Below are 25,352 nucleotides of genomic sequence, written 5' to 3' on the forward strand. Positions count from 1 at the left end.
CCTGGCGGTCAGCGGGACGCAGTGGACCGCTCCGGCTGCCCGACCGCGCCGAACGCCCGGGCCGTGCCGGTGGCGGCCGGGCCGGTGGGCTCGTCGGCGGGCTTGTCGGCGTAGACCACGAAGCTCTTGCCGATCAGCGGGTCGAGGACCTTCTCGGCCAGCCGGGTCACAAGCGGGCGGGTGGTCAGGTCCCAGACGAGCAGCCGGTGGTAGGCGCGCACCAGCGCAGAGTCCTTCTCGACGCCGACGGCGCACTTGAGCCACCAGTAGGGGGCGTGCAGCGCGTGCGCGTGGTGGCTCCTGCCCGGGACCAGACCGGCGGTGGCCAGCCGGGCGCGCAGCACGTCCCCGCGGTAGATGCGGATGTGCCCGCCCTCGTTGGCGTGGTACTCGTCCGACAGCGCCCAGCACACCCGCTCCGGGCCGTAGCGCGGCACGGTGACGACCGCCCGCCCGCCGGGCTTGAGCACCCGGAAGATCTCGCGCATCGCCGTGGCGTCGTCGGGGATGTGCTCGAGCACCTCCGAGGCCATCACCCGGTCCACGCTGGCGTCGGGGAAGGGCAGGTGCAGCAGGTCCCCCCGCACCACCTCGAACCGGGCCATCGCCGGCGCCTCTCCGGCCTCGGCGATCGCGCCCAGCCAGCGCTTCGTCGTCTCGACCTCCTGCTGCCCCCAGTCGACGGCGACGACCTCGGCCCCGCGGCGGTAGGCCTCGAAGGCGTGCCGTCCCTCGCCGCACCCGAGGTCGAGGACCCGCATCCCCGGCCGCAGGTCGAGCAGGTCGTAGTCGACGGTCAGCACGATGCCTCGAGTTCGACTCCGGACTCGATCCGCTCCTCGGTCGCTGGCGCTCCCTGCGATGCTCCCTCGCCCGTCGTTCTCACGACCGTCCCTTCCGTTCCAGGATCTGCGCGTACCAGTCGGCCGTGCGCTCGGCGGTGGCCCGCCAGGTGAAGGTCTCCAGGACCCGCCGCCGGCCCGCGCGGCCGAGCTGCTCGGCGAGGGACGGCGAGTCCAGCACCAGCTGCAGGGCGGCGGTCAGCTCACCGACGTCGCCGGCCCGCACGCGCAGGCCGGCCTTGGTGCCGACGACCTCGGGGAGGGCGCCGGCGTCGGTGGTGACCAGCGGGGTGGCGCACGCCATCGCCTCGACGGCGGGCAGCGAGAAGCCCTCGTACAGCGACGGGATCGCCACCACGGTGGCCTGCTGGAAGAGGCGGACCAGCTCGTCCTCGGGCACCGGGCCGGTGAACCGGACCGCGTCCCGCAGGCCCAGCCGGTCCAGCGCGGCCTCGGCCGGCCCTCCCGGGCGGGCGGTGCCGACGACGGTCAGCCGGACGGGCCGCTCGGTGCGCAGCTTGGCCAGCGCCTCCAGCAGGTGCACCAGCCCCTTGAGCGGCACGTCGGCGCTGGTGATGGCCAGGACGGAGTCGGTGTCCCGCGGCCGGTCGGCCGGTGGCGGGGTGAAGCGGTCGGGGTCGATGCCGACCGGGATGACCGCCATCCGCTCGGCCGGCAGACCCATGTGCGTGGTGATGTCGCGGCGGGAGTTCTCCGACACCGTGGTCACCCCGTCCAGCCGCTGGACGACGCGCGCCTGCATGCCGGTGAAGGCGTACCAGCGGCGCAGCGTGAGCTTGCGGCGCAGTGTCGGCGCGGCGGCCAGCTCCAGGTCGCGGTCGATCGCGATGGGGTGGTGGACGGTCGCCACGGTGGGGATGCCGGCGTTCACCAGCCGGAGCAGGCCGTAGCCCAGCGACTGGTTGTCGTGGACGACGTCGAACTCGTCGCCCCGCGGGAGCAGGTGGCGCGCGGCGCGCAGCGTGAAGGTGAGCGGCTCCGGGAAGCCGGCGGTGCACATGGTCGCCCACTCGGCGACGTCGACCCAGTCCCGGATCTCCGACGGACGCGGCGTGCGGAACGGATCGGGTTCGCGGTAGAGGTCCAGGCTGGGGACGCGGGTCAGCGGCACGCCGGCGTCGAGCTCGGGGTAGGGCTGACCGCTGAGCACCTCGACGCGGTGCCCGAGCTCGCGCAGCTCGCGGGAGAGCGCCCGGACGTAGATGCCCTGGCCGCCGCTGTGCGGCTTGCTGCGGTAGGACAGCAGTGCGATGCGCAACGACCGTCCCATGGCCCGGACTCTAACGACCGGCGACCGGCCCCCGGCTACCAGCCGGTAGCCACGCCACCCGGCCGATCGACAGCGCGGCTGGCAGAATTTTCCCGATGATCCGTCACGTCGTGCTCTTCACCTGGTCCCCGGACGCCGACGCCGACCGCCGGGCCGCCACCGTCGCCGCGCTGCGCGACCTCCGGACGCGGGTGGGTGGCATGACCTCCCTCGTTGTCACCGAGGACGCCGGCCTCCGCGACGGGAACGCCGACGCCGTCCTGCTCGCGGAGTTCCCGGACGCCGAGGCGTTCCTCCGCTACGCCGACGACCCGGTGCACCTGGCGGTCATCGCCGAGCACGTGCGCCCGATCCTGGCCGCCCGCAGCGCGGTGCAGTACCGGGTGTGACCGGGCGCCGGTGCCGCCCCGCACCGGTTACCGTCGCACCATGACCTCCTCACAGCGGCGTCGTCTCCCTCGGCTGGGCGCCGGTCTGGCCACGGCCCTCGTGCTCGTCGGTTGCGGCGGCGGCGACTCCGAGGAGGCGGCGTCCTCCAGCGCGGCGACGTCGTCGGCCGAGGAGTCGTCGGCCGAGGAGCCGGCCTCCGACCTCGCGCAGGGGCTCCTGCCCGCCGAGGCGTTCGGCCCCGACGCCACCGTGACCGCCGTGTCGCCGGACCAGCTGGAGCTGGGGGCCGGGGTCGTCGCGGGCCAGGACGTCCAGGTCGAGCCGGAGTCCTGCCGCGCGTCGGTGGAGAGCACCCAGCCCGATCTCACCGAGTTCGACGACGTCGCCGCCCAGAGCGCCTCCGCGGGCTCCGTGGCCACCGTGGAGATGCTGCTGCGCGGTGGGCCGACCGACGACGTCGCGGCCCTGCTGCGCGAGGCCGCCGAGCGCTGCCCGCAGGCGACGATCACCTCCCCTCAGTTCGGCGAGGCGACGCTCACCTTCGAGAACCTGCCGGTCGACGAGCTCGGTGACGGCGCCGCGCTGGCGCGCCTCACGACGGCGGTCGCCGCTCCCGACGGCAGCCAGGTGTCGGTGCCGACGCTGATCGGCATGGTCGAGGACGACGACCGGCTGCTCGTGCTGGTGACCGTGGTCGTGGACCCGACGGCGGGCGAGGGGGCCGGCACCGACCCGGCCGAGTTCGCCGCGCTGCTCGAGCAGGCCTACGAGACGCAGGCCGACGCGCTGGGCTGACCTCGCCGTCCACAGCCCCGGGGCCGTCCACAGATCGCTCCGGTCGCGGCCGCGGCCCCCGGCGCGTCGGCAGGGTCGGGGCATGGACGCCCTCCCTGCGCAGCCCGGCCCCGACCGACCCCGGGTGCGGATCTCCGACCCCGGTGAGATCGCCGCGGCGCTGCCGCAGCTCCTGGGGTTCCGGCCGCAGGAGTCGGTGGTGCTCATCGGGCTCGGTGGGGAGTCCGGCGGCCGCGTCGGGCTGACGGTGCGGGCCGACCTGCCTGCCGGTCGGGACCGCGCGGGCGCCACGGCGCTGATCGTGCGCAGCCTGCGCACCGACCGGCCGGCGGCGGCGCTGCTGGCCGTGGTCTCCGAGGCGCCCGACGAACTCGACCCCTGGGCCTGCGGCGAGGGGTTCGACGGGCCGCCGGGGCCGGTTCCCGAGCTGCCGCACCGGGCGCTGGTGCACGAGCTGGTGACGGCGCTGGCGGCCGACGACGTGCCGGTGCGGGACGCACTGCTCGTGCGCCGGGGCCGGTGGTGGTCCTACGACTGCCCGCACCCCTGCTGCCTGCCGTCGGCGGGCACGCCGCTGCCGGGCGGGGTGAGCGCGCTGGCCGCCGCGGCGGTGAGCACCGGCCTGGTGGTGGCGCCGGACCGGGCGGCGCTGGCCGCCCGCCTCGACGCCCCACCGGGCGACCGCCCGGCGATGGTCGCGGCCTGCCTGCGCACGGCGGGGGAGCGGGCGGCCCGGCTGCGGGAGGTCGGCCGGTCGGCGATGGCCGACGAGGCGTGGGTCCTCGTCGAGCACGGGCTGGCCCGCTGGCGCCCGGGCACCCTGCCACCGCCCGCCCCGCTGACCGACGACGAGGTCGCCGGACTGGCGTGGGCGCTGCGGGATACGCGGGTGCGCGACCGGGCGCTCGGGCTGGCGCTGGGCGAGGACGCCGCGGCCGCCGAGGCGCTCTGGACGGAGTGCACCCGGCGGGCACCGGCGCCGCTGGACGCGGCGCCGGCGACGCTGCTGGCGGTCAGCGTGTGGCTGCGGGGTGACGGGGCGATGGCCAACGTCGCGCTGGACCGGGCCCTGGACGGGGACCCGGACCACACCCTGGCCCGGATGCTCGCCCAGGGGCTCGCCGCCTGCCTCACCCCGGCCGACCTGCGGGAGCTGATCGAGCGGGCCGTGGCCACCGACGCGAACCGGTGACCACGGGTGCGCCGCTCAGAGCAGCTCGGGTCGCCGCCAGTCCTTGCCGTGGACGTGCTCGTCCAGGAAGGCCAGCACCGCGTCGTACCAGACCTGGCTGTTCCCCGGGGTCAGCACCCAGTGGTTCTCGTCGGGGAAGTAGAGGAACTTCGACGGCACGCCGCGCTTCTGCAGGGCGTACCAGAGGGCGAGGGCCTCACCGATCGGGACGCGGTAGTCCTTGTCGCCGTGGATGACCAGCATCGGCGTGCGGATGGCGTCGGCGAAGCGGTGCGGGGAGTTCTGCTCGTAGCGCTTCGGCTCGGTGAGCGGGTCGCCCCACTCCTTCTCCCAGTAGTACGCGGCGTCGGTGGTCCCCAGGAAGCCCTCGAGGTTCCACAGGCTCGCGTGGGTGACGATCGCCTTGAAGCGGTCGGTCTGCGTGGCCACCCAGTTGGCCATGTAGCCGCCGAAGGAGCCGCCCATGGCCGCCGTCCGCGACGCGTCGATCTCCGGGCGCTGCTCCGCGGCGTCGACCGCCGCCATCAGGTCGGTGTAGGGCTCCTCGCCCCAGCGACCCCAGCCGCGGCGCACGAAGTCCTGGCCGAAGCCCTGCGACAGCGCCGGGTTCGGCAGCAGCACCGCGTAGCCGCGGGCTGCGAGCACCCAGGGGCACCAGCGCCACGACCAGGAGTTCCAGCTCATCAGCGGGCCGCCGTGGATCCAGAGCACGAGCGGGGCGGGCGAGTCGGCGGAGGCGCCCTCGGGCAGGACGAGCCAGGACTGCACCTGCGCGCCGTCGGGCGCGGTCGTCGTGAACTCCTGGAGCGTGCCGGGCAGCTTCGCCACCGTCGCCGGGCCGGGGATCGGTTCCGGGTCCTGCATCGGGGTCGCCGGGTCGAGCCGGACGGGCACCGGAGGGGAGTCGTAGGCCGAGCGCAGCGCGTACAGGGCGCTGCCGTCCCGGGCCACCTGCAGGTCGGCGTAGGCGCCATCGCCGGTCAGCCGCACCGGTTCGCCGCCGTCGGCCGGCACCCGGAAGACCGCGTGCCGGCCGCCCTCGTCGGCGAGGAAGTAGACGGCCGTCCCGTCGGCGGAGAACTGCGGGGCGCTGGGCCAGCGGTCGAAGTCCACCGTGAGCTCGCGGGCGGTGCCGTCGGCGACGTCGACGAGCAGCAGCGTGTAGTCCGGCGGCTCGGCGTAGGTGGACATCGCCTCGCGCACGCACACCAGGTGCTCGCCGTCGGGGGAGAACGCCGCGCCGTAGACGTCGGCCAGCGGGTCGTCGACGAGCACCCGGGTGTCGCCGGTGGCCGTGTCGGTCACCACGAGCCGGCTGCGCCGGCCGGCCGGGCCGTCGGGCACGTCCTCCGCGCGGGCGAGCCGGGCGCCGTCGGGGGAGAGGGCGAGGTCGTCCCCCGCGCCGGTCGGGGGCAGCGCGTCGGGCGTGAGGTCGCGGAGCTCGACCGGCGCCGGACCACCGGGCTCCTCGTCGGCCGGCAGCCGGCCGGCCCAGAAGAGGTGCGGCGCCGCGGGGCCCAGGTCGTGGTCCCAGTACCGCACGGGATAGGCCTCGTGGAGCACGGCCGTCACACCGGCGTCGGCGCGCTTCTTGCGCAGCTCCTCGTCGGTGGCCGGGTCCGACCCGCCCGGCAGGACCGACGCCACCACGACGACGTCGCCGCTGCCGGTGGCGACGGCGAAGGAGCTCACGCCGCCGGGGCGGGCCAGCACCGGCCGGGCCTCGCCGCCGTCGGCCGGGAGGCGCCAGAGCGCCGGCTTCGGGTCGTCGGCCGCCGGGGCGCCGGGGTCGGGACGCGCCGAGGTGAACAGCAGGGAGCCGTCGGGAGCGAACGCGGGGGAGGACTCACCCGGTGCGCTGCGGGTCAGGCGGCGGGCCGGGCGCCGTCCCTCCGGGTCGAGCTCCCACAGGGCCGACCGCCACTTCTTGCCCTCGGGGTCGAGGGTGTGCAGCGAGACGGCGAGCCGGTCGCCGCCGGGGGAGAGGGCCAGCGAGCCGATCCTCGGGATGGCGACGAAGTCGGCCAACCGGTGGAAGGGGCTGGGCGCCGGCTCGGGGGCGGTGTCGGCGGGTGCGGGAGCGGACGAGCTCACCGGGGCCTTCTCTCACGCGGCAGCAGGGACGCCGCCCACCGTAGTGAGCCGCATCCCCCCGCCGCGCCCCGAGCGGACCCCCCTCAGAGCAGCGGCGCGGCCTCGAGCGGGGTCAGCTCCTCGTCGACGGCGCTCACGAACATGTGCTGGGCCACGCCCGACGGGAGCACGTACCCGTCCAGGCTGACCGAGCCCTCGAGCAGCCGGGCGGTCATCGTGACGCCGGGCCGCACGCCGTGGTCGGCCAGGGCGCGCAGCAGCTCGGCGTTCTCCTGCAGCTGCTCGCTGATCCGCCGCACGACGACCGGCCGCCCCTCGGCGCTGGCGGTCGTCGACAGCAGCGTGAGGGAGTCGAGGACGGCGGAGGTCTCGCCGCCGAGCGGCTCCTCGCCGCGCAGCGCCTCCAGGCCCGGGATCGGGTTGCCGAAGGGCGACACCGTGGGGTTGCCGAGCAGCGCGAGCAGCCGGCGCTCCACGGCCTCGCTCATGACGTGCTCCCAGCGGCACGCCTCCTCGTGGACGTCGGCGTAGTCCAGGCCGATGACGTCGACGAGCAGGCACTCGGCCAGCCGGTGCTTGCGCATGACGGCGGTGGCGAGCTGGCGGCCCTCCTCGGACAGCTGCAGGTGGCGGTCACCCTCCACGGTGAGCAGGCCGTCGCGCTCCATGCGCGCGACGGTCTGGCTGACCGTCGGGCCGCTCTGGTGCAGGCGCTCGGCGATGCGGGCCCGCAGCGGGGTGATCCCCTCCTCCTCCAGCTCGAAGATGGTGCGGAGGTACATCTCCGTGGTGTCGATGAGGTCGTTCACAACCACTCCTCGGTGTCGGCTGTGGAGTCTACGGGCCCGCACGAGCCCGGCCGTCGCGCCGGAGAACGGCCTACGGGACGCCGGGCCACCCGGTAGCGTCGGCGCCCGAGCGGGCGCGCCGGGGCGCCGGCAGGGGAGGGGGCCCGTGAGCGACTCGATCGCGGTCGTCTGGGACGACGCGCTGCTGGGCTACACGATGGGCGGCGACCACCCCCTGCACCCGGTCCGCCTCGACCTGACCATGCGGTTGGCCGACAGCCTCGGGGTGCTGGCCACCGACCGGCTGCGCGTGTTGCGGCCCACGCCGGCCGACACCGACCTGCTCACCCTCGTGCACGACCCGGCCTACCTCGAGGCGGTGCGCCGGGCGCCCACCGACCCGGGGGTGGGGCACGGGCTCGGCACCGCGGACAACCCAATCTTCGAGGGCATGTACGACGCCGCGGCGCTCATCACCGGCGGCAGCGTCCTCGCCGCCCAGCAGGTGCACAGCGGAGCGGCGCAGCACGCCGTCAACATCTCCGGCGGTCTGCACCACGCCATGCGCGGCAGCGCCTCGGGCTTCTGCGTCTTCAACGACGCCGCCGTCGCGATCGCCTGGTTGCTGGGCCAGGGCTACGAGCGGATCGCCTACGTCGACCTCGACGTCCACCACGGCGACGGCGTCCAGGCCGCCTTCTACGACGACCCCCGGGTGCTCACCGTCAGCATCCACCAGACCCCGCTGACCCTCTTCCCGGGCACCGGCTACCCCGAGGAGACCGGCGACGCCGAGAAGGCGCTGGGCAGCGCGGTCAACCTGGCCCTGCCCAACGGCACCGACGACTCCGCCTGGCTGCGGGCCTTCGCCGCGGTCGTGCCCAGCGTCCTCAAGGCCTTCGAGCCGCAGATCATCGTCACCCAGTGCGGGTGCGACGCCCACCACGAGGACCCGCTCGCCGACCTCGCGCTCACCGTCGACGGGCAGCGGGCCAGCTACAAGGCCATGCACGAGCTGGCCCACCAGCTGTGCGACGGCCGGTGGATCGCCCTCGGCGGCGGCGGATACGGCCTGGTGCGGTGCGTCCCCCGGGCGTGGACCCACCTGCTCGCCGAGGTCAGCGGCAGCCCGCTGGACCCGGCCACCGAGATCCCGGCGTCCTGGCGGGACGACGTCGTGAAGCGCGGCCTCCGGGCCCGGCCACCCACGCACATGACCGAGGGCGGGTACACCGGCTTCTCCCGCTGGGACAACTTCACCGAGTCCCGCGTGGACCGGGCGATCATGCGCACCCGCCGCGCCAGCTTCCCCTACTTCGGTCTGGACCCGGACGATCCCCGTGACTGAGCAGCAGCCGAGCACCGGCACCGCACCCACCGCCGCCGACGAGGAGGCCCTGCCCACGCCGCCGCCGGGGTGGGAGGCCGACATCGTGGCGGCCGACGGCGGGACCGTGCACCTGCGCCCGATCTGCCCCGACGACGGCGACGGCCTGACCGGGCTGATGGAGCGCAGCAGCGACCAGACCCGCTACTACCGCTTCTTCGGCCCGATGAAGCGGTTGTCGGACAAGGACCTGCACCGGTTCACCCACGTCGACCACGACAAGCGGGTGGCCTTCGTCGTCCTGCTCGGCGACCAGGTCATCGCCGTCGGTCGCTACGACCGGTACCCCGGCACCGACGACGCCGAGGTCGCCTTCCTCGTCGAGGACGCCCACCAGGGCCGGGGGCTGGGCTCGGTGCTGCTCGAGCACCTGGCCGCCGCGGCCCGTGAGCGCGGGATCAAGAACTTCGTCGCCGAGGTGCTGGCGCAGAACAGCAAGATGGTCCGCGTCTTCCGCGACGCCGGCTACAAGGCCGAGCGCTCCTACGAGGACGGCGTCGTCCACCTCACCTTCCCGATCGAGCAGACCGAGGACGCCCTCGCCGTCGCCTACGAGCGCGAGCAGCGCAGCGAGTCGCGGTCCATCGCCCGGCTGCTCAGGCCGTCCTCGGTGGCCGTGGTCGGCGCCAGCAACGACGCGGGCAAGATCGGCAACGCGCTGCTGCGGCACCTGCTCGACTACGGCTTCGCCGGCCCCGTGTACCCGGTCAACCCGGGCGCGAGGCACGTGCGCGGCGTCCCCGCCTACGCCGACATCGAGTCGATCCCCGACGACGTCGACCTGGCAGTCCTGGCCGTGCCCGCCGACGAGGTCGCCGGCGTCGTGGAGGCCTGCCGCCGCAAGCGGGTGCGCGGTCTGGTGGTCGTCTCCGGCGGGTTCGGCGAGACCGGCGCCGACGGGCAGGACGCCGAGCGTCGGCTGGTCGCCGCGGCCCGGGCCTCGGGCATGCGCGTGGTCGGCCCCAACTGCCTCGGGATGGTCAACACCGACCCCGAGGTGCGGCTCAACGCCAGCCTCGCGCCGATGGTGCCCGGACGCGGGCGGGTCGGGTTCTTCGCGCAGTCCGGGGCGCTCGGCGTCGCGCTGCTGGAGCGGGCCCGCAGCCGCGGGATCGGGCTGTCCACGTTCGTGTCCGCCGGCAACCGCGCCGACGTCAGCGGCAACGACCTGCTGCAGTACTGGGCCACCGACCCGGCCACCGAGGTGGTGCTCCTGCACCTGGAGAGCTTCGGCAACCCCCGCAAGTTCGCGCGCCTGGCCCGCACCGTCGGCCGCACCAAGCCGGTCGTCGCGGTGAAGAGCGGCCGGCACGTGAACGTGACGCCCGGTCTGGCCGGCACGTCGGTGGCGGTCCCCGAGCAGTCCGTGGCCGCCCTGTTCGCCTCCGCCGGCGTCATCCGCGTCGAGACCGTTGCCCAGATGTTCGACGTCGGCAGCCTGCTGGCCCACCAGCCGCTGCCCGAGGGCTCGCGCGTCGCCATCGTCGGCAACTCCACCGCCATCGGCATCCTGGTCGCCGACGCGGTCCTGGAGGAGGGGCTCGAGCTCGCGCACGAGGCGCCGGTCGACATCGGCGTGACCGGCAGCGCCGAGGCGTTCCGCTCGGCGCTGCAGGCCGCGGTGGACGACGACGGGGTGGACGCCGTCGTCGCGGTCTTCCTGCCGCCGCTCATGTCCGGCTCGCAGGAGTACGGCCCGGCGCTGCGCGAGGTGGCGCGGGAGTCGACCAAGCCCGTCGTCGCCAGCTTCCTCTCGACCGAGGGCATCCCCGACGAGCTGGCGGTGCTCGACGAGGACGGCATGCCGGCCCGCGGCTCGGTGCCCTCCTACTCGACCCCCGAGCGCGCCGTGATCGCGCTGGCCAAGGTCGCGGAGTACGCGCGCTGGCGCCGGCGCCCGGTCGGCGAGGTCCCGGAGCTGCCCGACGTCGACGAGCCGGCGGCCGAGGACCTCGTGCGGCGGGTGCTGGCCGGCAGTCCCGGCGGCCGGGAGCTCACCGACGACGAGCTGATGAGCCTGCTGGGCGCCTACGGCGTGCCGCTGCTGGGCACCCGCACGGTCACCGACGCCGAGGCGGCGGTGACCGCTGCCGAGGAGATCGGCTACCCGGTGGTGCTCAAGTCGACCGCGCCGTGGCTGCGGCACCGCTCCGACCTGGGGGGCGTGCGACTGGACCTGGTCGACGCCGACGCCGTGCGCAGCGCGTTCGCCGCCATCCCGTCCGGGGACCCGGTGATCGTGCAGGAGATGGCCGCGCCGGGCGTGGCCACCGTGGTCGAGATCGTCGACGACCCGTCCTTCGGCGCGCTGGTCAGCTTCGGCGTCGGGGGAGTGGCCACCGAGCTGCTCGGCGACCGCGCCTTCCGGACGCTGCCGCTCACCGACCTGGACGCCGCCGAGCTGGTCCGGGCGCCGCGGGCATGGCCGCTGCTGAACGGCTGGCGCGGTTCCGAGCCGGTGGACGTCGCCGCGCTGGAGGACCTGCTGCTGCGGGTCGCCCGGCTGGCCGACGACCTGCCCGAGGTGCTGCGGCTGAGCCTGGAGCCGGTGATCGTCGGGCCGGCCGAGCCGTGGCACGGGGGTCGCTCGCTTGTGGTCGCCGGTGGCACGGCGCTGGTCGGGCCGCCGACCGCCCGCGTCGACCCGGGTCCTCGCAGGATGCGCAGCCCCGTCTGAGGGCCCGCCGTCCCGGTTCAGCACGGCGGGCGCTGGCTCACCACCGGTGCTGAGCCGGGACCCGGAACGGTCGGCAGACCTGATCACCGGGACGGCGAAGGGCCGGTCACCCGCGGGTGACCGGCCCTTCGCCGTGTGGGCTGTTCCTACGCGAGGTAGTCGCGGAGGGCGTCGGCCCGCTGCGGGTCGCGCAGCTTGTTCATCGTCTCCCGCTCGATCTGGCGGACCCGCTCGCGGGACAGCCCGAACTGCTTGCCGATCTGCTCCAGCGTGCGAGGCTGGCCGCCGTCCAGACCGAAGCGGAGGACGACGACGTCGCGCTCCCGCTCCTCGAGCGTGTCCAGCACGTGCCGGACGTCGCCCTTCATCATCTGGAAGGCGACCGCGTCCTCGGCGACCGCGGCGTCGGCGTCCTCGATGAAGTCACCGAGGCGGGACTCCTCGTCGGTGCCGACGGTCTGGTCGAGGCTGACCAGGTCGCGGCTGTACTCCAGCAGCTCGACGATGCGCTCCTCGGGCAGGTCGAGCTCCAGGCCGACCTCCTCGGCGGTGGGCTCGCGCTCGAGCTCCTGGTGCATCCGCCGGCGGGTGCGCACCACCTTGTTGACCTGCTCGGCCAGGTGGACGGGCAGCCGGATGGTGCGGCCGGAGTCGGCCATGGCGCGGGTGATGGCCTGCCGGATCCACCACGTGGCGTACGTCGAGAACTTGAAGCCCTTGGTGTAGTCGAACTTCTCCACGGCGCGGATCAGGCCGACGTTGCCCTCCTGGATGAGGTCCAGGAACGTCATGCCGTGGCCGGTGTAGCGCTTGGCGACCGACACGACCAGCCGGAGGTTGGCCTCCAGCAGGTGGGCCTTGGCGGCCTTTCCGTCGGTGGCCAGGATCTTGTAGTCGCGCTTGCGGGCCGGGGTGAGCCCGGTCTGCTCGCCCAGCAGCCGCTCGGCGTAGAGGCCGGCCTCGATCCGCTTGGCGAGCTCGACCTCCTGCTCCGCGGTGAGCAGAGCGGTCTTGCCGATGGTGTTGAGGTAGACGCGGACGAGGTCGGTCGAGACCAGGCCGCTGGCGTCGGGCTCACGCCGGGGAGAGCGCACGTCCAGGGTGTCGGTGGGGGAGGACTGCAGCAGCGTCACGATGAGTCTTCGTCCTTGCCTTCGATTCGGATGCATCCGCCGGGCTTCGATGGGCGGCGGTGTCCATCCAGGCGTGGGGTGGGCTCTCGGCTACGGGGTCACCGGCCGGTCCCACCCTTCTCTGTCCGGTGTGGTACGCCCTGCACAACGGCCGCCAGGGGGTCCGGTGTTCCATGAACCCGCGCTTCACAGCAAACCGACAGGGAGTGTCTTCGGTCACCCACCGGTACCCGGCACCGCCGAGTTCCAGACATGTGATTCGGCGCGGTGCGAACTCCGAGGTCAGACCTCCAGGAGCAGCGTCATCGGCCCCTCGTTGACCGAGGACACCTGCATCCGCGCCCCGAACCGCCCGGTCGCCACCGTGGCGCCGCGGCGGCGCAGCTCGGCCACCACCTCCTCCACCAGCGGTTCGGCCACCTCCCCGGGCGCCGCGTCCTGCCACGAGGGGCGGCGGCCCTTGCGGGTGTCGGCGTAGAGCGTGAACTGGCTGACGACGAGCACCGGCAGACCCAGGTCGGCGGCCGACACCGAGCCGTCGTCGCCGGGGAGGATCCGCAGCTCGTGCACCTTCCGGGCCATCGCGCGGGCCGACGCCTCGTCGTCGGACCGGCCGACCCCCACCAGCGCCAGCAGCCCCGGTCCGATCCGGCCGACGACGTCGCCGTCGACGGTTACAGCGGCTGTACTGACTCGGCTGACGACGGCGCGCACCCCTGCATTCTGGCCTGCCGGGGCGGCGATCGGAAAACACTCCGATAGTTTCCGAAAGTCGTTGACGCGGTCGAATGTGACTCGCTTCACTCATGCGGAGGAAGTTGCTCGACAGTTCCGATGCGGTCGCCGAAAGCCCGGAGCCGCCCCGAAGGGATCACACATGACGCGACGTCGTCTGGCGGCCGGGGCGACAGCCCTCGGCATGACCGCGGGAGTGGGCCTGCTCGCCGTCCCCACCGCCGGAGCCGCCCCCTCCACCGTCCACGAGGCCGGCTTCGAGACCGGCACGGACGGCTGGTTCGGCCGCGGCGCGGCGCAGGTGGCCTCGAGCACCGAGATCGCACGCACCGGCACGAGGAGCCTGGCGGTCACCGGCCGCACGGACGGCTGGCACGGGCCGGCGATCGACGCCAACGGCTTCCTGCCCGCGGGCACGTACGACGTCGAGGCCTGGGTCCGGCTCCCCGCCGGCTCCGGGAGCGACCTGGTCACCGCCAGTGTCGCGCGCACGCCCGCCGGGGGGGCCACCAGCTACGACACGGTGGCCTGGCAGGTCGCGGTGGACGACACGGGCTGGACCAGGGTCGGCGGCACCTACACGCACGCGACGGCCAACAGCGGGCTGGAGCTCTACCTGGAGAGCCCCGACGCCACGCAGAGCTTCTACGTCGACGACGTCCGGATCGTCGGCGAGGCCTCCGGGCCGGCGCAGCCGGGCACCCCGCGGCCGGTCGCCACCGACTTCGAGACCGGCCTGCAGGGCTGGGGCCCGCGCGGGGACGGTGTCTCGGTCTCCCGGACGACGACGGCCGCGCACGGCGGGACCGCCAGCCTGCTCACCACGAACCGCACGCAGGGCTGGCACGGCCCGACCCTCGACGTCACCACGAACCTGGCCGTCGGCCAGACCGTGCAGGTCACGCTGTGGGCCAGGCTGGCTCCCGGCCAGGCGCCGGCGTCCCTGCGGGCGACGATCCAGCGCGACCGCGCCGGGACGGCCACCGCCTACGAGGGCGTGCCCGGCGCCAGCGCCGTCGTCACGGCCGACGGGTGGACCCGGCTCCAGGGCCGGTACACCCTCGGGGCGCCGATCGACACGGCGCAGCTGTACGTCGAGGGCGACGCCGGCGTCAGCTTCCTGATCGACGACGTCACCGTCGAGCCCTTCACCGAGACGCCGATCCAGGACGTCCCGGCGCTCAAGGACGTGCTCGGCGCCGACGGCATCGAGCGGGTCGGCGTGGCGATCGACTCCCGGGAGACCGTGGGCCGCTCCTCGGCGCTGATCCAGAAGCACTACGACGCGATCACCCCGGAGAACGACGGCAAGCCGGCCGAGATCCAGCCGACCGAGGGCACCTTCACCTTCGGCGACCTGGACGCGCTGCTGGACTACGCCGACGCCACCGGGCTCGACGTCTACGGCCACGTGCTGGCCTGGCACTCGCAGACCCCCGACTGGTTCTTCACCGACCGGGACGGCACGCCGCTGACCAGCAGCCCCGAGGACCAGGCCCTGCTGCGCGCCCGCATGGAGGCGCACATCAAGGCCATCGCCGAGCACATCGACGCCCGCTACCCCGACGGCGACAGCCCGGTCTGGGCCTGGGACGTCGTGAACGAGGTCATCGCCGACGGCGACACGGCCAACCCGCACGACATGCGGGACAGCCGCTGGTTCCAGGTCCTGGGCGAGACGTTCGTGGACGACGCCTTCCGCTTCGCCGACCGGTACTTCCCCGAGGCCGAGCTGTTCATCAACGACTACAACACCGAGTTCCCGGAGAAGCGGGCCGACTACCTCGAGCTCATCGGCGCCCTGCAGCAGCGCGGCGTGCCGATCGACGGGGTGGGCCACCAGGCGCACATGGACTTCGCCCGACCGGTGCAGTGGCTGGACGACTCGCTGACCGCGGTCGAGCAGCTCGACCCCGACCTGCTCCAGGTGATCACCGAGCTGGACATCAGCACCTCGGCGGAGAACTTCGGCGCCGACGTCAGCGGCCCGGGCACCCCGCAGCACCGGCCCGGCATGGCCGACCAGCAGGACGCGGAGACGGAGAACGGCTACTACTACCGCGACCTGTTCGACATGCTCCGCTCGCACTCGGACTCGATCGAGTCGGTGACCTTCTGGGGGATCAGCAACGCCCGCAGCTGGCTGCGGACGTGGCCGGCCGCCCGCCCGTGGGAGGCGCCGCTGCCCTTCGACGACGACCTGCAGGTGACCCCGGCGTACTGGGGCATCGTCGACCCGACGCGGCTCGCCCCCCGTCCGGCCGACGAGCTGGCCCCGCGGATCCTCGGGCACGACGACGTCGCGGCATCGTCCACCAGCCCCCAGGGTGCGACCGTGACCTACGCCCTGCCGGTGGCCGCCGACACCCGGGACGGCGCCGTCACGCCGGTGTGCACCCCGCCGTCGGGGTCGCGCTTCCCGATCGGCACCACCGAGGTGACGTGCACCGCGACCGACGCCGCGGGCAACGAGGCCAAGCCGGTCACCTTCGACGTGGTGGTGACCCCGCCGGCGACGACGACGAAGCTGTACCAGCAGATCAACCACGGCTCGGCCGTCCGGGCCAACGTCAAGCAGACCGTGCAGGTCGTGGTGCAGTTCGGCAACAAGGGCCGCGGGACGCTGCTCGGCAGCTCCTTCGGCTACGAGTGCACCCAGACGTCCGGGCCGCGGACGGTGCTCGAACTGGCGCCGGGGTCGGCACGGCAGGTGGCCAACCGCGACTACCCGGCCGGGCAGAACGCCAACTTCCAGCTGCGGGCACGTCCCACGCAGACGGGCACGGCGGTGTACGAGTGCACGCTGTCGATGACCGACGCCCTCGGCGCTCCGGTGACCAGCGTCGCCACGGTGACCGTCGACGTCCGCCGCTAGATCGCCCGCCGGACCGGTCCCCGACCACCTCGTGGTCGGGGGCCGGTCCGCGTCGTGGCCCGGTTCCGGTCGGTACAGCCACTGCAACCACGGCGGCGGGGTGTCGGGCCCGACCGCAGCCGTCGACGGGCCCCCGGCCGGACGGCCGGGGCGTTTGCCGCGCCGTACCAGCAGGTACAGCGACCGACCATGATCGGATTCCTCGTCGCCGGCCTCGTGATCGGCGCGCTCGCGCGCCTGCTCAAGCCGGGCAAGCAGAACCTCAGCCTCGTCGCGACGCTGCTCCTGGGGTTGGTCGGATCGGTGATCGGTGGGCTGATCGCCAGCCTGCTGGGCACAGGTGACATCTTCGAGCTCAACGTGCTGGGCTTCGTCCTGGCGGTGATCGCCGCAGTCCTGCTGATCGGCGTCGCCGAGGGCCTCGCCGGCACGCGCCACCGCTCGGTGCGCTGACCCCGCCCGCTGGTGCAGTTCCCGCGGCCGGGTCCCGTCCCGAGGCCCGGCCGCGCTGCCCGCGGGACGCGTCGCACCTCGCTCGCCGGGTGGCGGAGCCCGACCGGCTGGTCGCGGGCTTGCCCCCAACTGCCACAGTGTCCCCAACCGCGCCGAACGAAAGGCTGAGCTGTGATCGACGTTGACGCCGTGCTCGATGAAGCAGGGGTGAGGAACGGTCGCGTCCGCGACTTCGTCCGCCAGTGGGCAGAGCACACCGGCGCGGCCCGGGTCGAGGTGGTCAACGCCTCCGACGACGCCCGGTTGATCCAGGAGTCGCTGGAGGCCGGCGAGCTCCTGCCGGCCGGCGAGGGCCGCTACTACTCCCGCAGCCACCCCAAGGACACCGCGCGCTCCGAGGAGCGCACCGTCGTCGCGACGAGCAACCCCGACGACAAGGGCGAGTACAACAACTGGCGTCCGGCGTCGGAGATGCGGCCGATGCTCGAGGAGCGGATGAAGGGCAAGTCCGCCGGCAAGACCATGTACGTCGTCCCCTACGTGATGGCGCCGCCCGGGTCGCCGCTGGAGTCCTACGCGACCGGCGTCGAGCTGACCGACACGCGCACCGTCGTCCTGCACATGAACCGGATGGCGCGCGTCGGCGTCGAGTACGTCAACGACCTCGCCGACCAGAACAGCTTCGTCCGCGGGGTGCACGTCACCGGCGACCTGGACAACCTGGGCCAGGGAACCGCCGACGACCAGCGCTACTTCGTCACGGTCGCCGACGAGCGCACGATCCTGCACTACGGCTCGTCCTACGGCGGCAACGCTCTCCTGGGCAAGATCGCCCACGGGCTGCGCCAGGCGACCTACGACGGCTGGGCCTCGGGCAGGTTCCTCGCCGAGCAGTTCCTGCTGCTCGGCATCACCGACAAGGAGACCGGCCGCACGTACCACATCTGCGGTGGCATGCCGAGCGCGTCCGGCAAGACGAACCTGGCCATGATCCTCGCGCCCGACGCCCTCGGTGACCGCTACCAGGTGCACTTCTACGGCGACGACATCGCCTGGCTGTGGGTGGACCCCGAGGACGGCCGCGTCTACGCGATCAACCCCGAGTACGGGGCCTTCGGCGTCGCCAAGGACACCAACGAGGTCACCAACCCCACCGCCGTCGAGGCGATCGCCGAGGGCACCGGGACGATCTTCACCAACGTCGCCTACAACGAGCAGACCCAGGACGTCTGGTGGGAGGGCAAGAGCAAGAACCCGCCCGCCGACGTCACCGGCTGGCGCGACTGGCAGGGCAACCTCATCAGCGAGCGGTCCGAGGCCGACAAGGATGCCCCCTGGGCGCACCCGAACAGCCGCTTCACCACCACGCTGGCCAACATCCCGAACATCGCCCCGGACTACGAGAACCCGAAGGGTGTGCCGGTCGACGCGATCATCTTCGGTGGGCGCACCCGGGACCGTGAGCCGCTGATCCGCGCCATCACCGATCTCCCCGAGGGCGTCTACGACGGTCTCACCCTGGGCGCGGAGGCGACCTTCGCCGCCGAGGGCACCGAGGGCGTCCTGCGCTACGACCCGATGTCGATGCGGCCCTTCATGGCCTACTCCGAGGGCGCGTACGCCGCGCACTGGCTGAAGATCATCGGCGCCGCGAAGGACGGGCCGATCTTCGCCCACGTGAACTGGTTCCAGCGGGGCGAGGACGGCCGCTTCCTGTGGCCGGGGTACCGGGACAACCTCCGTCCGCTGCTGTGGCTCATGCAGCTGCGCAACGGCGAGGTCACCGGCCGGCAGACCCCGGTGGGCGTCGTGCCGCTCAAGGAGGAGCTCCAGCTGGAGGGCATGGAGCTGGACGAGGGCGACCTCGACACGATCCTGTCCATCGACACCCAGCGGTGGCAGCAGGAGATGGCGCACCGCGAGCAGCACCTCTCGCTGTTCCGCGACCTGCCCCAGGCGATCTGGGACGCGCACCGCCGCGTCGCCGCTGCGCTGGACGCCGAGGCCTGACCGTGCCCGTGCGGCCGACCCGAGGACGCTCCTCGGGCCGGCCGCGCGGCCGGGCCACCTGAGCGGCCGCCGCTACTCCGGCGGGCAGTCGCGCAGCGCGGAGCCCTCGAACGAGGGGACGGGGCGGGCCCGGGCCTCCTCGAGCGTCTCGGCCTCCCCGTTCGCCTCGATGTCCTGGATCAGCCACTCCATCTCGCTGATCTCCCGCTCCTGGGCCGCGATGATCTCGACCGCCAGCTGGCACACGCGGACATCGGTGATACCGGCGCGCTCGGACCGGGTGATGGCCAGCGAGTGGTGCGGGATCATCGCGCTCATCCAGGCCGTGTCCTGCACGGTGGTCTGGCTGCGGTCGAGGAAGACGCCGCCGCCCAGGAGCAGCAGGCTCGCCGCCACGATGGCGATGTTGCCCTTCATGTTCTTGTACATGTTGAGCATCCAGGCGAGCATGACCAGCCCCATGGTGCCGCCCATGGTGAGGGCCATGAAGAGCCGGCTCTCGCTCCACCGGACGTGACCCCACTCCCACGTGCCGGCGAACATGGTGAAGTACATGACCACCATGGACGTCGTGATCATCGCGGCGAAGCGGAGGTACATCTTCGCCTCGTGCGACAGGCCGCCCCGCTCGCCGTGGTCCTGCTCGTCCTGGTGCTGCTCGGCGTCCATCTTCCTCGCCATGGCGGATCCTCCGGGGTCGTCGGTCGGTGGAGCCGGGTCCTGCGCCGTGGGCCGGCGGTGAGCACTGCTCGCTCTCCCGGTCCGGCCGTGCTCCTGTCGCACAGGCGCGGGTCCGCGCGCAACGCTGCGACGTGCCATGGGCCCGGCGGCAGTCCGGTGCCCGGGCGACCTGTGGACAAACTTGACAGTTCGATGACGCGGCACGGCCGTCGTCCAGGCTGGCTCCCCACCGAGGCGATGCCTCGCACCGCCCGCGCGCCTGAGCGGCTCGCCGGTCAGTAGGGAGCGACCGCGGGGACGTCGGGCACCGAGGAGTCCAGCCGGTGGGCAGCGCGCTGTCCGCGGTGGGCCAGCGGCGTGAGGCCGGTGGCGCCGCCGAGACCGAAGTCCTCGGGCATGTTGACGTAGACGGTCTCGGAGCGGTCCAGGACGTAGGTCTCGTGGAAGATGCCGACGTCGCCGTTGTCCCGGACCCGCCGGTTGAAGTCCCGCCAGGCGGGCAGGTGGGCGTGGTCCCGGGCGCGGGCGTAGCGGTCGAGGTCCTCGGCGCTGCGCCAGTACTGCACGGTGAGCACCGTCCGCCCGCTGACGTAGGTGCGGGCGGCGAGCAGGCCGAGGTCGGGCTGCGCGAGCAGCTCCTGGAGCATCCGGGGCATCGCCGTGGCGACCGGCAGCCACTGCCGGACCTTCCGCACCCGGTTGACCCGCATGCCGATCAGGAAGGCGACCGTCCCGGGGGGTGCGTCGGCGGTCACCCGGCCGGCGAGGGCTGTCCTGCTCATCGTGGTTCTCCTGTCGGTGGCGCCACGTGCCGATCTCGTGCCCACGGATGTGGACACCGGCAACATGGACACCACAGCAGGGGAGGTGGACACTGTCAACATGCTCGAGGATCCCGGCGGCGCGCGTCGCTACCACCACGGCAACCTGCGGGCCGCGCTGATCGACACCGCCGTGGACCAGGCCCGCTCCGGCGGCGCGGACGCCGTGGTGCTGCGCGACGCCGCCCGCCGCACCGGGGTCTCGCACAACGCGGCGTACCGCCACTTCGCCGACCGCGACGACCTGCTCGCCGAGGTCTCCCGGCAGGGCATGGCCGAGCTGGAGCGGCGGATGCGCGACCGGCTGGCAGACCTCCCCGACGACGACACGGGTGAGCCGGCTTCCGCGCGGCTGCGGGCGGTGGGCCGGGAGTACGTGCACTTCGCGCTCGCCGAGCCGGGGCTGTTCTCCACGGCCTTCGCCTGCGCCCGGCCGGAGGACGGCGCGCCGGGGCAGGGCGCCTACGGGGTGCTCTCCACGGTGCTGGACGACATGGTCACGGCCGGCGTGCTGCCCGCCGAGCGACGTCCCGGTGCCGACGTCACCTGCTGGGCAGGGGTGCACGGGTTCGCGGTGCTCTGCCTGCAGGGCCCCCTGCGGGACCTTCCGGAGGACGACCGGGAGGCGCAGCTGGAGGGCCTGCTCGAGCGGTTGGCGCGAGGGCTCTAGGCGGCGGGGGAGTCCCACCCGGTGCGAGCGCGCCGTCCGCCGACGGGCTGCGCAGCGGCAGGTGGTCGCACCCGGACCGGGTAGGGCACCATCTCGGGCGTGCCGAACCTCCGCATCGCCCAGGACCCTGCCGCCGACGAGCTGCTCGGACGCGACCCGCTGGCGCTGCTGATCGGGATGCTGCTGGACCAGCACGTGTCAAGAGGAACAGTAGAACCCTCGGCGTGAAAGGTGCGCTGACCTACGTCACCGAGGGCGCCCCCCAGGATGCTGATGGCTCTGGGTGCGGGAATGGCTCAGCGCGGCGGTGAGGCGGGGCTCGGGTTGGCCGGCGAGAGGCCGAACATCAGCCACGCCTGGTGGCTGACCCAGTCGGGGTACAGGTCGGCCATCGCGTCGTAGAGCTCCTGGTCGCTCGAGGTCGTCTCCTGCAGCCGGCCGAAGTCGGTGAGGTAGCGCTTCGATGCCTCGATGGCCGCCGGTGTGTCCGGGGCGCCCGGCTTCTTGTGTCCGGCGACGGCGGTCTTCGGGCTCAGTGCCGTCAGGCGGTCCAGCGCGGCGATCCAGTTGGCGCGGCTCTCGGGTGTGCTCTCGGCGACGTACATGTGGCACTCGTTGTAGAAGACGTCGCCACCGACGACAAGGTCGATCGAGGGCACGTGTAGGGAGGTGGTGTCGACGGTGTCGGTGCGGCCCTGCTCGATGATGCGCACCTCGTGTCCCTCGAGGGTGAACACCTCGTCGTCGTAGGGCTCGGGAAAGGCTATCGCAGCAGGCAGCTGCCCGGGCCAGAGCTTCCGGAAGAACGGCAGCCGTGAGCTCTGCTTGCGCATCAGCTCCACCGACTTCGGGGTGGCGATGGCCCGTGCGTCCGGGAAGCGCTGCAGCAGCACGCTGAGTCCGGTGAAGTGGTCGACGTGGCCGTGGGTGATGTAGATCGTGGTCAGGTTGCGGTGGTGCAGCGCGACCCAGTCGGCCAGCGCCGCGGCCTCGGCGGCGGTGGTGAGGGTGTCGATGAGGACGGCGTCGCGCTCGCCGTAGATGAGCGTCGAGGTCACCGGATCCCAGGCCATCGGCGGCCCGAACGGCCGGGGCCGCTCGCCCACGATGGCCTTCTCCGGTGCTGTGAAGACGTTGACGCCGAGCGGAGGGGTCATGTTGGGAGCTCCGAATCTTTGGGGGAGGAGCCGGGGCTCCTCCGGGGCGCGCGGGCCCGTGACGTGTCGGGCGCCGTCATGGTGGGCTGCTGCAGGGGTTCCGGCTCGCTGCAGGGGCTGACGGCGGCGGCAGGACCCCCGCTACAATGTTCTATGGCATAGACCATAGAACCCGGCGGAGCTGTCCACCAGCCGGGTGTGCGCGAGGGAGGTCACCGGGCATGGCGGAGTGCCGGAAGGCCGGTGGCGGGATCTTCGGCCGCGCGTGTTCCGAGGTGGGCCGGTGAGCCCGCGCAGGAGCGATAGCCGGGAGCGGATGGTCCGCAGCACGATCACGCTGCTTCGCGAGCACGGCGCCAGCGCCACCAGCATCGACCGCGTGCTCGCCCACAGCGGCGCCCCGCGCGGCTCGGTCTACCACCACTTCCCCGGCGGACGGACGCAGCTGATCGGCGAGGCCGTCGCGCTGGCCGGTGAGTTCATGACCGGGCTGATCCAGGCCGCGATCCAGGCCGAGGACCCGGTGCAGGCCATCGACGAGTGGTTCGCGCACTGGCGCGACCAGCTCGAGCGCAGCCGCTACCGGGCCGGCTGCCCGGTCGTGGCCGTCGCGGTGGAGACCAACGACGACGCCCCCCAGCTGACCCGCTCCGCCGGCGCGGTCTTCACCGGCTGGCAGGAGGCGTTCACCGCCCTGTTCCGACGCCACCGGCTGCCCGAGGACCGCAGCCGCCGACTGGCCGCCCTCGTCGTCGCCGCCGAGGAGGGCGCGGTGATCCTGTGCCGCGCCGAGCAGAGCACCGCCCCGATGGAAGCCGTCGCGACCGAGATCCACGACCTGCTGGTGCACGCCCTGAGCACCCGGCCCGCGGCCGACACCACCCCCCGGCCGTAGACAACCCCTGCGCCGCCGACCCGCCCACCTCGAAGGAGCCGCAATGCCCACGCTGGACCGCCACGACGACGTGTTCGTCCTCGACCTCGGCGACGGGGAGAACCGCCACCACCCCGACTGGATCGCCGCGGTGAACGCGGCGCTGGACGAGCTGGACAAGGCCGACGGCCCGCGCGCGCTGGTCACCGCCGCCACGGGCAAGTTCTTCTCCAACGGCCTGGACCTGGACTGGCTGTCGGCCCACCGCGACCAGCACCGGGACTACCTCGCCACGGTCCACGAGCTCTTCGCCCGGGTGCTGTCGCTGCCGGTGATCACCGTCGCCGCCATGCAGGGGCACGCCTTCGCCGCCGGCGCGATGCTCACCCTCGCTCACGACTTCCGGGTGATGCGCGCCGACCGCGGCTTCTGGTGCCTGCCCGAGGTCGACATCGCCATGCCGTTCTCACCCGGCATGGCCGCCCTGATCCAGGCCCGGCTGGCCCCGCAGGCCGCGCACGAGGCCATGCTGACCGGCCGCCGCTACGGCGGCGCCGACGCCCAGGCCGCGGGCATCGTCGACCGGGCGGTGCCCGAGGACGTCGTCCGCGACACCGCCGTGCAACTCGCCGGGTCGCTGACCGGCAAAGCCGGGGACACCCTCGGCGCCATCAAGGCGCGCATGTACGCCCCGACCCTGGCCGTCCTGCGCGACATCACAGCCCGCGACTGACCGCCACCAGCGCAGCGACAGCCGTCGCCGAACCCCTGCCCACCCCACGCCCCCCGCGCCAGCGCACCACCCAGGAGACACCGCCGTGACCAGCACCGACCTCACCGCCATGACCGGCCTGGAACTGCTGCGCTGGCTGCAGGCGACCGACCAGGAAGGCCTCGACCGCCCCTCCATCCGCCGCCTGATCGGCATGCGGTTCGACGAGATCGAGCACGGCCGCGTCGTCATGTCCCTCGACACCCGCCCCGACTTCACCAACCCCCTGGGCACCGTGCACGGCGGGATCGCCGCCACCCTGCTGGACTCCGTCATGGGCTGCGCCGTGCACACCACCCTGCCCGCCGGTGTCAGCTACACCAGCCTCGAGATCAAGGTCAACTACATTCGCGCCGCCCGCACCGACGGCCAGACCCTCACCGCCACCGGGTCCGTCGTGCACGTCGGCCGCCGCACCGCCACCGCCGAGGGCAAGGTGCTCGACGGCAACGGCAAGCTCATCGCGCACGCCACCACCACGTGCCTGGTTCTCTCGGCCGCCAGCTGAGGGAGCCCAGAGAACGTCCACCGCAGGCGGTGTTGTCCCACAACCCTCTCGACGGGGGTGCGGCAGGATTCCGCGGGTGCCCGTCCTTCACATCGCCCAGGACCCCGCGGCCGACGAGCTGCTGAGCCGAGATCCTCTCGCCCTCGTTGTTGGGATGATGCTCGACCAGCAGTTCCCCATGGAGCGCGCCTTCGGAGCGCCCCGGCTCCTGGCCGACCGGCTCGGTGTCGACACGCTGTCGGCCGAGCAGCTGGCCTCGATCGACCCCGAGGAGCTGGTCGCGATCTTCCAGAGGCCGCCGGCGCTGCACCGCTACCCGGGCTCGATGGCCGGCCGCGCCCAGGAGGTCTGCCGGGCGCTGGTCGCCGACCACGACGGCCAGGTGACCGGGCTGTGGGCCGACGACCCCGACGGGGCCACCCTGCTGAGGCGGCTCAAGGCGCTGCCGGGGTTCGGGGCCCAGAAGGCGAGCATCTTCCTGGCGCTGCTCGGCAAGCAGTACGGCGTCACCGTGCCGGGCTGGCGGGAGGCGGCCGGGGAGTACGGGACGGAGGGCTCGCGCCGGTCGGTCGCCGACATCACCGGGCCGGAGTCGCTCGCCGAGGTGCGGGCCTTCAAGCAGGAGCAGAAGCAGGCGGCCAAGGCGGCGAAGGAGCCGGCCGGGAAGTAACCGACGGCACGAGCATCGGCCCTCCCGCGGTGGCACGATGGGTTGTGCACCGCGCACAGCCCGGGATCCCCAGGGCGCACGGTCGTGGAGGGATGGAGCCCGTGGCCTCGAGCCAGCAGTTCCCGCGGTCGCGCAGACCGGAGCCGGTCCTCATCACCGAGGCGGAGGTCAGCCCCGCCGAGCAGCACGCCGCCCGCAAGCGTCGTTACGCCATCACGATGGGCATCCGGGCGGTCTTCATCATCCTGGCCGCCACCTTCTACCAGGTGGTCTGGCTGATGCTGATCTTCGCGTTCCTGGGCACCGTGCTGCCCTGGATCGCCGTCCTCATGGCCAACGACCGGCCGCCGAAGAAGCGGACGGACATGCGGGGCTACACCCCCCGGCCGGACCGCCAGCTGGAGAGCCCCGCCACCAAGGTCCGGGTCATCGACGTCTGACCGGTGGCGGCGGCCGGGCTGGACGGGAGCACCGCGAGGGCGCCCTGTCATCATGGTCGGCGGCGGCGACCGGCCGCGCGGCGGGCCCGTCGCGCGG

Annotated in this window: 24 protein-coding genes; 15 read left to right on the forward strand and 9 right to left on the reverse strand. The window is 73.4% G+C overall.

What is annotated here, in order from left to right:
- Positions 1–8: 8 nt before the first annotated feature.
- Entirely contained in the window at positions 9–803 is a 795-nt protein-coding gene (locus GCU60_RS07685; RefSeq protein ID WP_163203865.1) for a methyltransferase domain-containing protein, read from the reverse strand.
- Positions 804–882: 79 nt separating this feature from the next.
- Positions 883–2,133: a glycosyltransferase family 4 protein gene (locus tag GCU60_RS07690; protein WP_163203867.1), complete on the reverse strand. Its 1,251-nt coding sequence runs from the start codon at positions 2,131–2,133 to the stop codon at positions 883–885.
- Between the two features lie 95 nt (positions 2,134–2,228).
- Here GCU60_RS07690 and GCU60_RS07695 point away from each other — a divergent pair, with 95 nt between their 5' ends.
- From GCU60_RS07695 to GCU60_RS07705, 3 genes are all read left to right on the forward strand, one after another.
- On the forward strand, positions 2,229–2,522 hold the full coding sequence (locus GCU60_RS07695; RefSeq protein ID WP_163203869.1) for a Dabb family protein: 294 nt from the start codon (positions 2,229–2,231) through the stop codon (positions 2,520–2,522).
- A gap of 40 nt (positions 2,523–2,562) precedes the next feature.
- Entirely contained in the window at positions 2,563–3,318 is a 756-nt protein-coding gene (locus GCU60_RS07700) for a hypothetical protein (protein WP_163203871.1), read from the forward strand.
- 82 nt (positions 3,319–3,400) lie between these two features.
- Positions 3,401–4,510 (forward strand): DUF4192 domain-containing protein, encoded by a 1,110-nt coding sequence (locus GCU60_RS07705; protein WP_163203872.1) that lies wholly within the window; start codon positions 3,401–3,403, stop codon positions 4,508–4,510.
- Between the two features lie 15 nt (positions 4,511–4,525).
- On the opposite strand, the gene GCU60_RS07710 is transcribed toward GCU60_RS07705, so the two are convergent.
- Both GCU60_RS07710 and GCU60_RS07715 read right to left on the reverse strand, forming a co-directional pair.
- Positions 4,526–6,604, reverse strand: a complete 2,079-nt coding sequence (locus GCU60_RS07710) for an alpha/beta fold hydrolase (RefSeq protein WP_163203874.1) — start codon at positions 6,602–6,604, stop codon at positions 4,526–4,528.
- An 83-nt stretch (positions 6,605–6,687) separates the two neighbouring features.
- Positions 6,688–7,413, reverse strand: coding sequence for an iron dependent repressor, metal binding and dimerization domain protein (locus GCU60_RS07715; RefSeq protein ID WP_163203876.1), 726 nt, complete (start codon positions 7,411–7,413; stop codon positions 6,688–6,690).
- A 145-nt stretch (positions 7,414–7,558) separates the two neighbouring features.
- On the opposite strand from GCU60_RS07715, the gene GCU60_RS07720 reads away from it, so the two are divergent.
- Together GCU60_RS07720 and GCU60_RS07725 are read left to right on the forward strand one after the other, a co-directional pair.
- Entirely contained in the window at positions 7,559–8,740 is a 1,182-nt protein-coding gene (locus GCU60_RS07720; RefSeq protein ID WP_163203878.1) for an acetoin utilization protein AcuC, read from the forward strand.
- Entirely contained in the window at positions 8,733–11,456 is a 2,724-nt protein-coding gene (locus tag GCU60_RS07725) for a bifunctional GNAT family N-acetyltransferase/acetate--CoA ligase family protein (RefSeq protein ID WP_345770465.1), read from the forward strand. The genes GCU60_RS07720 and GCU60_RS07725 overlap by 8 nt, the downstream gene beginning before the upstream one ends.
- A gap of 146 nt (positions 11,457–11,602) precedes the next feature.
- Here the strand turns inward: GCU60_RS07725 and sigB are convergent, their stop codons facing one another.
- Entirely contained in the window at positions 11,603–12,589 is a 987-nt protein-coding gene (gene sigB, locus GCU60_RS07730; protein ID WP_345770466.1) for an RNA polymerase sigma factor SigB, read from the reverse strand.
- Between the two features lie 282 nt (positions 12,590–12,871).
- Positions 12,872–13,303, reverse strand: a complete 432-nt coding sequence (gene dtd / locus GCU60_RS07735) for a D-aminoacyl-tRNA deacylase (RefSeq protein ID WP_163203880.1) — start codon at positions 13,301–13,303, stop codon at positions 12,872–12,874.
- Between the two features lie 163 nt (positions 13,304–13,466).
- Between dtd and GCU60_RS07740 the strand changes: the two genes are divergently transcribed.
- The 3 genes from GCU60_RS07740 (at position 13,467) to GCU60_RS07750 (ending at position 18,662) form a co-directional block, all read left to right on the forward strand.
- Positions 13,467–16,199, forward strand: coding sequence for an endo-1,4-beta-xylanase (locus tag GCU60_RS07740; protein WP_204261630.1), 2,733 nt, complete (start codon positions 13,467–13,469; stop codon positions 16,197–16,199).
- A 189-nt stretch (positions 16,200–16,388) separates the two neighbouring features.
- A complete protein-coding gene (locus tag GCU60_RS07745) occupies positions 16,389–16,652 on the forward strand; it encodes a GlsB/YeaQ/YmgE family stress response membrane protein (RefSeq protein ID WP_163203882.1) in 264 nt (87 codons plus the stop codon).
- A gap of 189 nt (positions 16,653–16,841) precedes the next feature.
- Entirely contained in the window at positions 16,842–18,662 is a 1,821-nt protein-coding gene (locus GCU60_RS07750) for a phosphoenolpyruvate carboxykinase (GTP) (protein WP_345770474.1), read from the forward strand.
- A 72-nt stretch (positions 18,663–18,734) separates the two neighbouring features.
- On the opposite strand, the gene GCU60_RS07755 is transcribed toward GCU60_RS07750, so the two are convergent.
- A complete protein-coding gene (locus GCU60_RS07755) occupies positions 18,735–19,343 on the reverse strand; it encodes a DUF305 domain-containing protein (protein WP_163203886.1) in 609 nt (202 codons plus the stop codon).
- 275 nt (positions 19,344–19,618) lie between these two features.
- Positions 19,619–20,125 carry a DUF4188 domain-containing protein gene (locus GCU60_RS07760; protein WP_163203888.1) on the reverse strand — a complete coding sequence of 169 codons (507 nt, stop codon included), beginning with the start codon at positions 20,123–20,125 and terminating at the stop codon, positions 19,619–19,621.
- 100 nt (positions 20,126–20,225) lie between these two features.
- On the opposite strand from GCU60_RS07760, the gene GCU60_RS07765 reads away from it, so the two are divergent.
- Both GCU60_RS07765 and GCU60_RS20980 read left to right on the forward strand, forming a co-directional pair.
- Positions 20,226–20,834, forward strand: coding sequence for a TetR/AcrR family transcriptional regulator (locus GCU60_RS07765; RefSeq protein WP_163203890.1), 609 nt, complete (start codon positions 20,226–20,228; stop codon positions 20,832–20,834).
- Between the two features lie 99 nt (positions 20,835–20,933).
- The gene (locus GCU60_RS20980; RefSeq protein ID WP_275585458.1) at positions 20,934–21,062 is read left to right on the forward strand and encodes a hypothetical protein; all 129 of its coding nucleotides are present in this window, start codon (positions 20,934–20,936) and stop codon (positions 21,060–21,062) included.
- A gap of 68 nt (positions 21,063–21,130) precedes the next feature.
- Here the strand turns inward: GCU60_RS20980 and GCU60_RS07775 are convergent, their stop codons facing one another.
- Positions 21,131–21,991 (reverse strand): MBL fold metallo-hydrolase, encoded by an 861-nt coding sequence (locus GCU60_RS07775; protein ID WP_204261631.1) that lies wholly within the window; start codon positions 21,989–21,991, stop codon positions 21,131–21,133.
- Between the two features lie 283 nt (positions 21,992–22,274).
- Here GCU60_RS07775 and GCU60_RS07780 point away from each other — a divergent pair, with 283 nt between their 5' ends.
- The 5 genes from GCU60_RS07780 (at position 22,275) to GCU60_RS07800 (ending at position 25,255) form a co-directional block, all read left to right on the forward strand.
- Positions 22,275–22,886: a TetR family transcriptional regulator C-terminal domain-containing protein gene (locus GCU60_RS07780; protein WP_204261632.1), complete on the forward strand. Its 612-nt coding sequence runs from the start codon at positions 22,275–22,277 to the stop codon at positions 22,884–22,886.
- A 43-nt stretch (positions 22,887–22,929) separates the two neighbouring features.
- On the forward strand, positions 22,930–23,598 hold the full coding sequence (locus GCU60_RS07785; RefSeq protein WP_163203892.1) for an enoyl-CoA hydratase-related protein: 669 nt from the start codon (positions 22,930–22,932) through the stop codon (positions 23,596–23,598).
- 85 nt (positions 23,599–23,683) lie between these two features.
- Complete coding sequence (locus tag GCU60_RS07790) at positions 23,684–24,145, forward strand: hotdog fold thioesterase (protein WP_163203893.1); 462 nt, start codon at positions 23,684–23,686, stop codon at positions 24,143–24,145.
- A gap of 76 nt (positions 24,146–24,221) precedes the next feature.
- The gene (locus GCU60_RS07795; RefSeq protein WP_163203895.1) at positions 24,222–24,815 is read left to right on the forward strand and encodes an HhH-GPD-type base excision DNA repair protein; all 594 of its coding nucleotides are present in this window, start codon (positions 24,222–24,224) and stop codon (positions 24,813–24,815) included.
- Positions 24,816–24,907: 92 nt separating this feature from the next.
- Positions 24,908–25,255: a DUF3099 domain-containing protein gene (locus GCU60_RS07800; protein ID WP_204261633.1), complete on the forward strand. Its 348-nt coding sequence runs from the start codon at positions 24,908–24,910 to the stop codon at positions 25,253–25,255.
- The last annotated feature ends 97 nt before the right edge of the window (positions 25,256–25,352 follow it).

This window comes from Blastococcus saxobsidens, from assembly GCF_010682065.1.
GTDB classification, from domain to species: domain Bacteria; phylum Actinomycetota; class Actinomycetes; order Mycobacteriales; family Geodermatophilaceae; genus Blastococcus; species Blastococcus saxobsidens_B.

Bases quoted from the DNA above. Each gene is read 5' to 3' on its own strand.
- GCU60_RS07690 (WP_163203867.1), bottom strand. From the start codon at position 2,133: ATGGGACGGTCGTTGCGCATCGCACTGCTGTCCTACCGCAGCAAGCCG.
- GCU60_RS07695 (WP_163203869.1), top strand. From the start codon at position 2,229: ATGATCCGTCACGTCGTGCTCTTCACCTGGTCCCCGGACGCCGACGCC.
- GCU60_RS07700 (WP_163203871.1), top strand. From the start codon at position 2,563: ATGACCTCCTCACAGCGGCGTCGTCTCCCTCGGCTGGGCGCCGGTCTG.
- GCU60_RS07705 (WP_163203872.1), top strand. From the start codon at position 3,401: ATGGACGCCCTCCCTGCGCAGCCCGGCCCCGACCGACCCCGGGTGCGG.
- GCU60_RS07740 (WP_204261630.1), top strand. From the start codon at position 13,467: ATGACGCGACGTCGTCTGGCGGCCGGGGCGACAGCCCTCGGCATGACC.
- GCU60_RS07745 (WP_163203882.1), top strand. From the start codon at position 16,389: ATGATCGGATTCCTCGTCGCCGGCCTCGTGATCGGCGCGCTCGCGCGC.
- GCU60_RS07755 (WP_163203886.1), bottom strand. From the start codon at position 19,343: ATGGCGAGGAAGATGGACGCCGAGCAGCACCAGGACGAGCAGGACCAC.
- GCU60_RS07760 (WP_163203888.1), bottom strand. From the start codon at position 20,125: ATGAGCAGGACAGCCCTCGCCGGCCGGGTGACCGCCGACGCACCCCCC.
- GCU60_RS07765 (WP_163203890.1), top strand. From the start codon at position 20,226: ATGCTCGAGGATCCCGGCGGCGCGCGTCGCTACCACCACGGCAACCTG.
- GCU60_RS07775 (WP_204261631.1), bottom strand. From the start codon at position 21,991: ATGACCCCTCCGCTCGGCGTCAACGTCTTCACAGCACCGGAGAAGGCC.
- GCU60_RS07785 (WP_163203892.1), top strand. From the start codon at position 22,930: ATGCCCACGCTGGACCGCCACGACGACGTGTTCGTCCTCGACCTCGGC.
- GCU60_RS07800 (WP_204261633.1), top strand. From the start codon at position 24,908: ATGGAGCCCGTGGCCTCGAGCCAGCAGTTCCCGCGGTCGCGCAGACCG.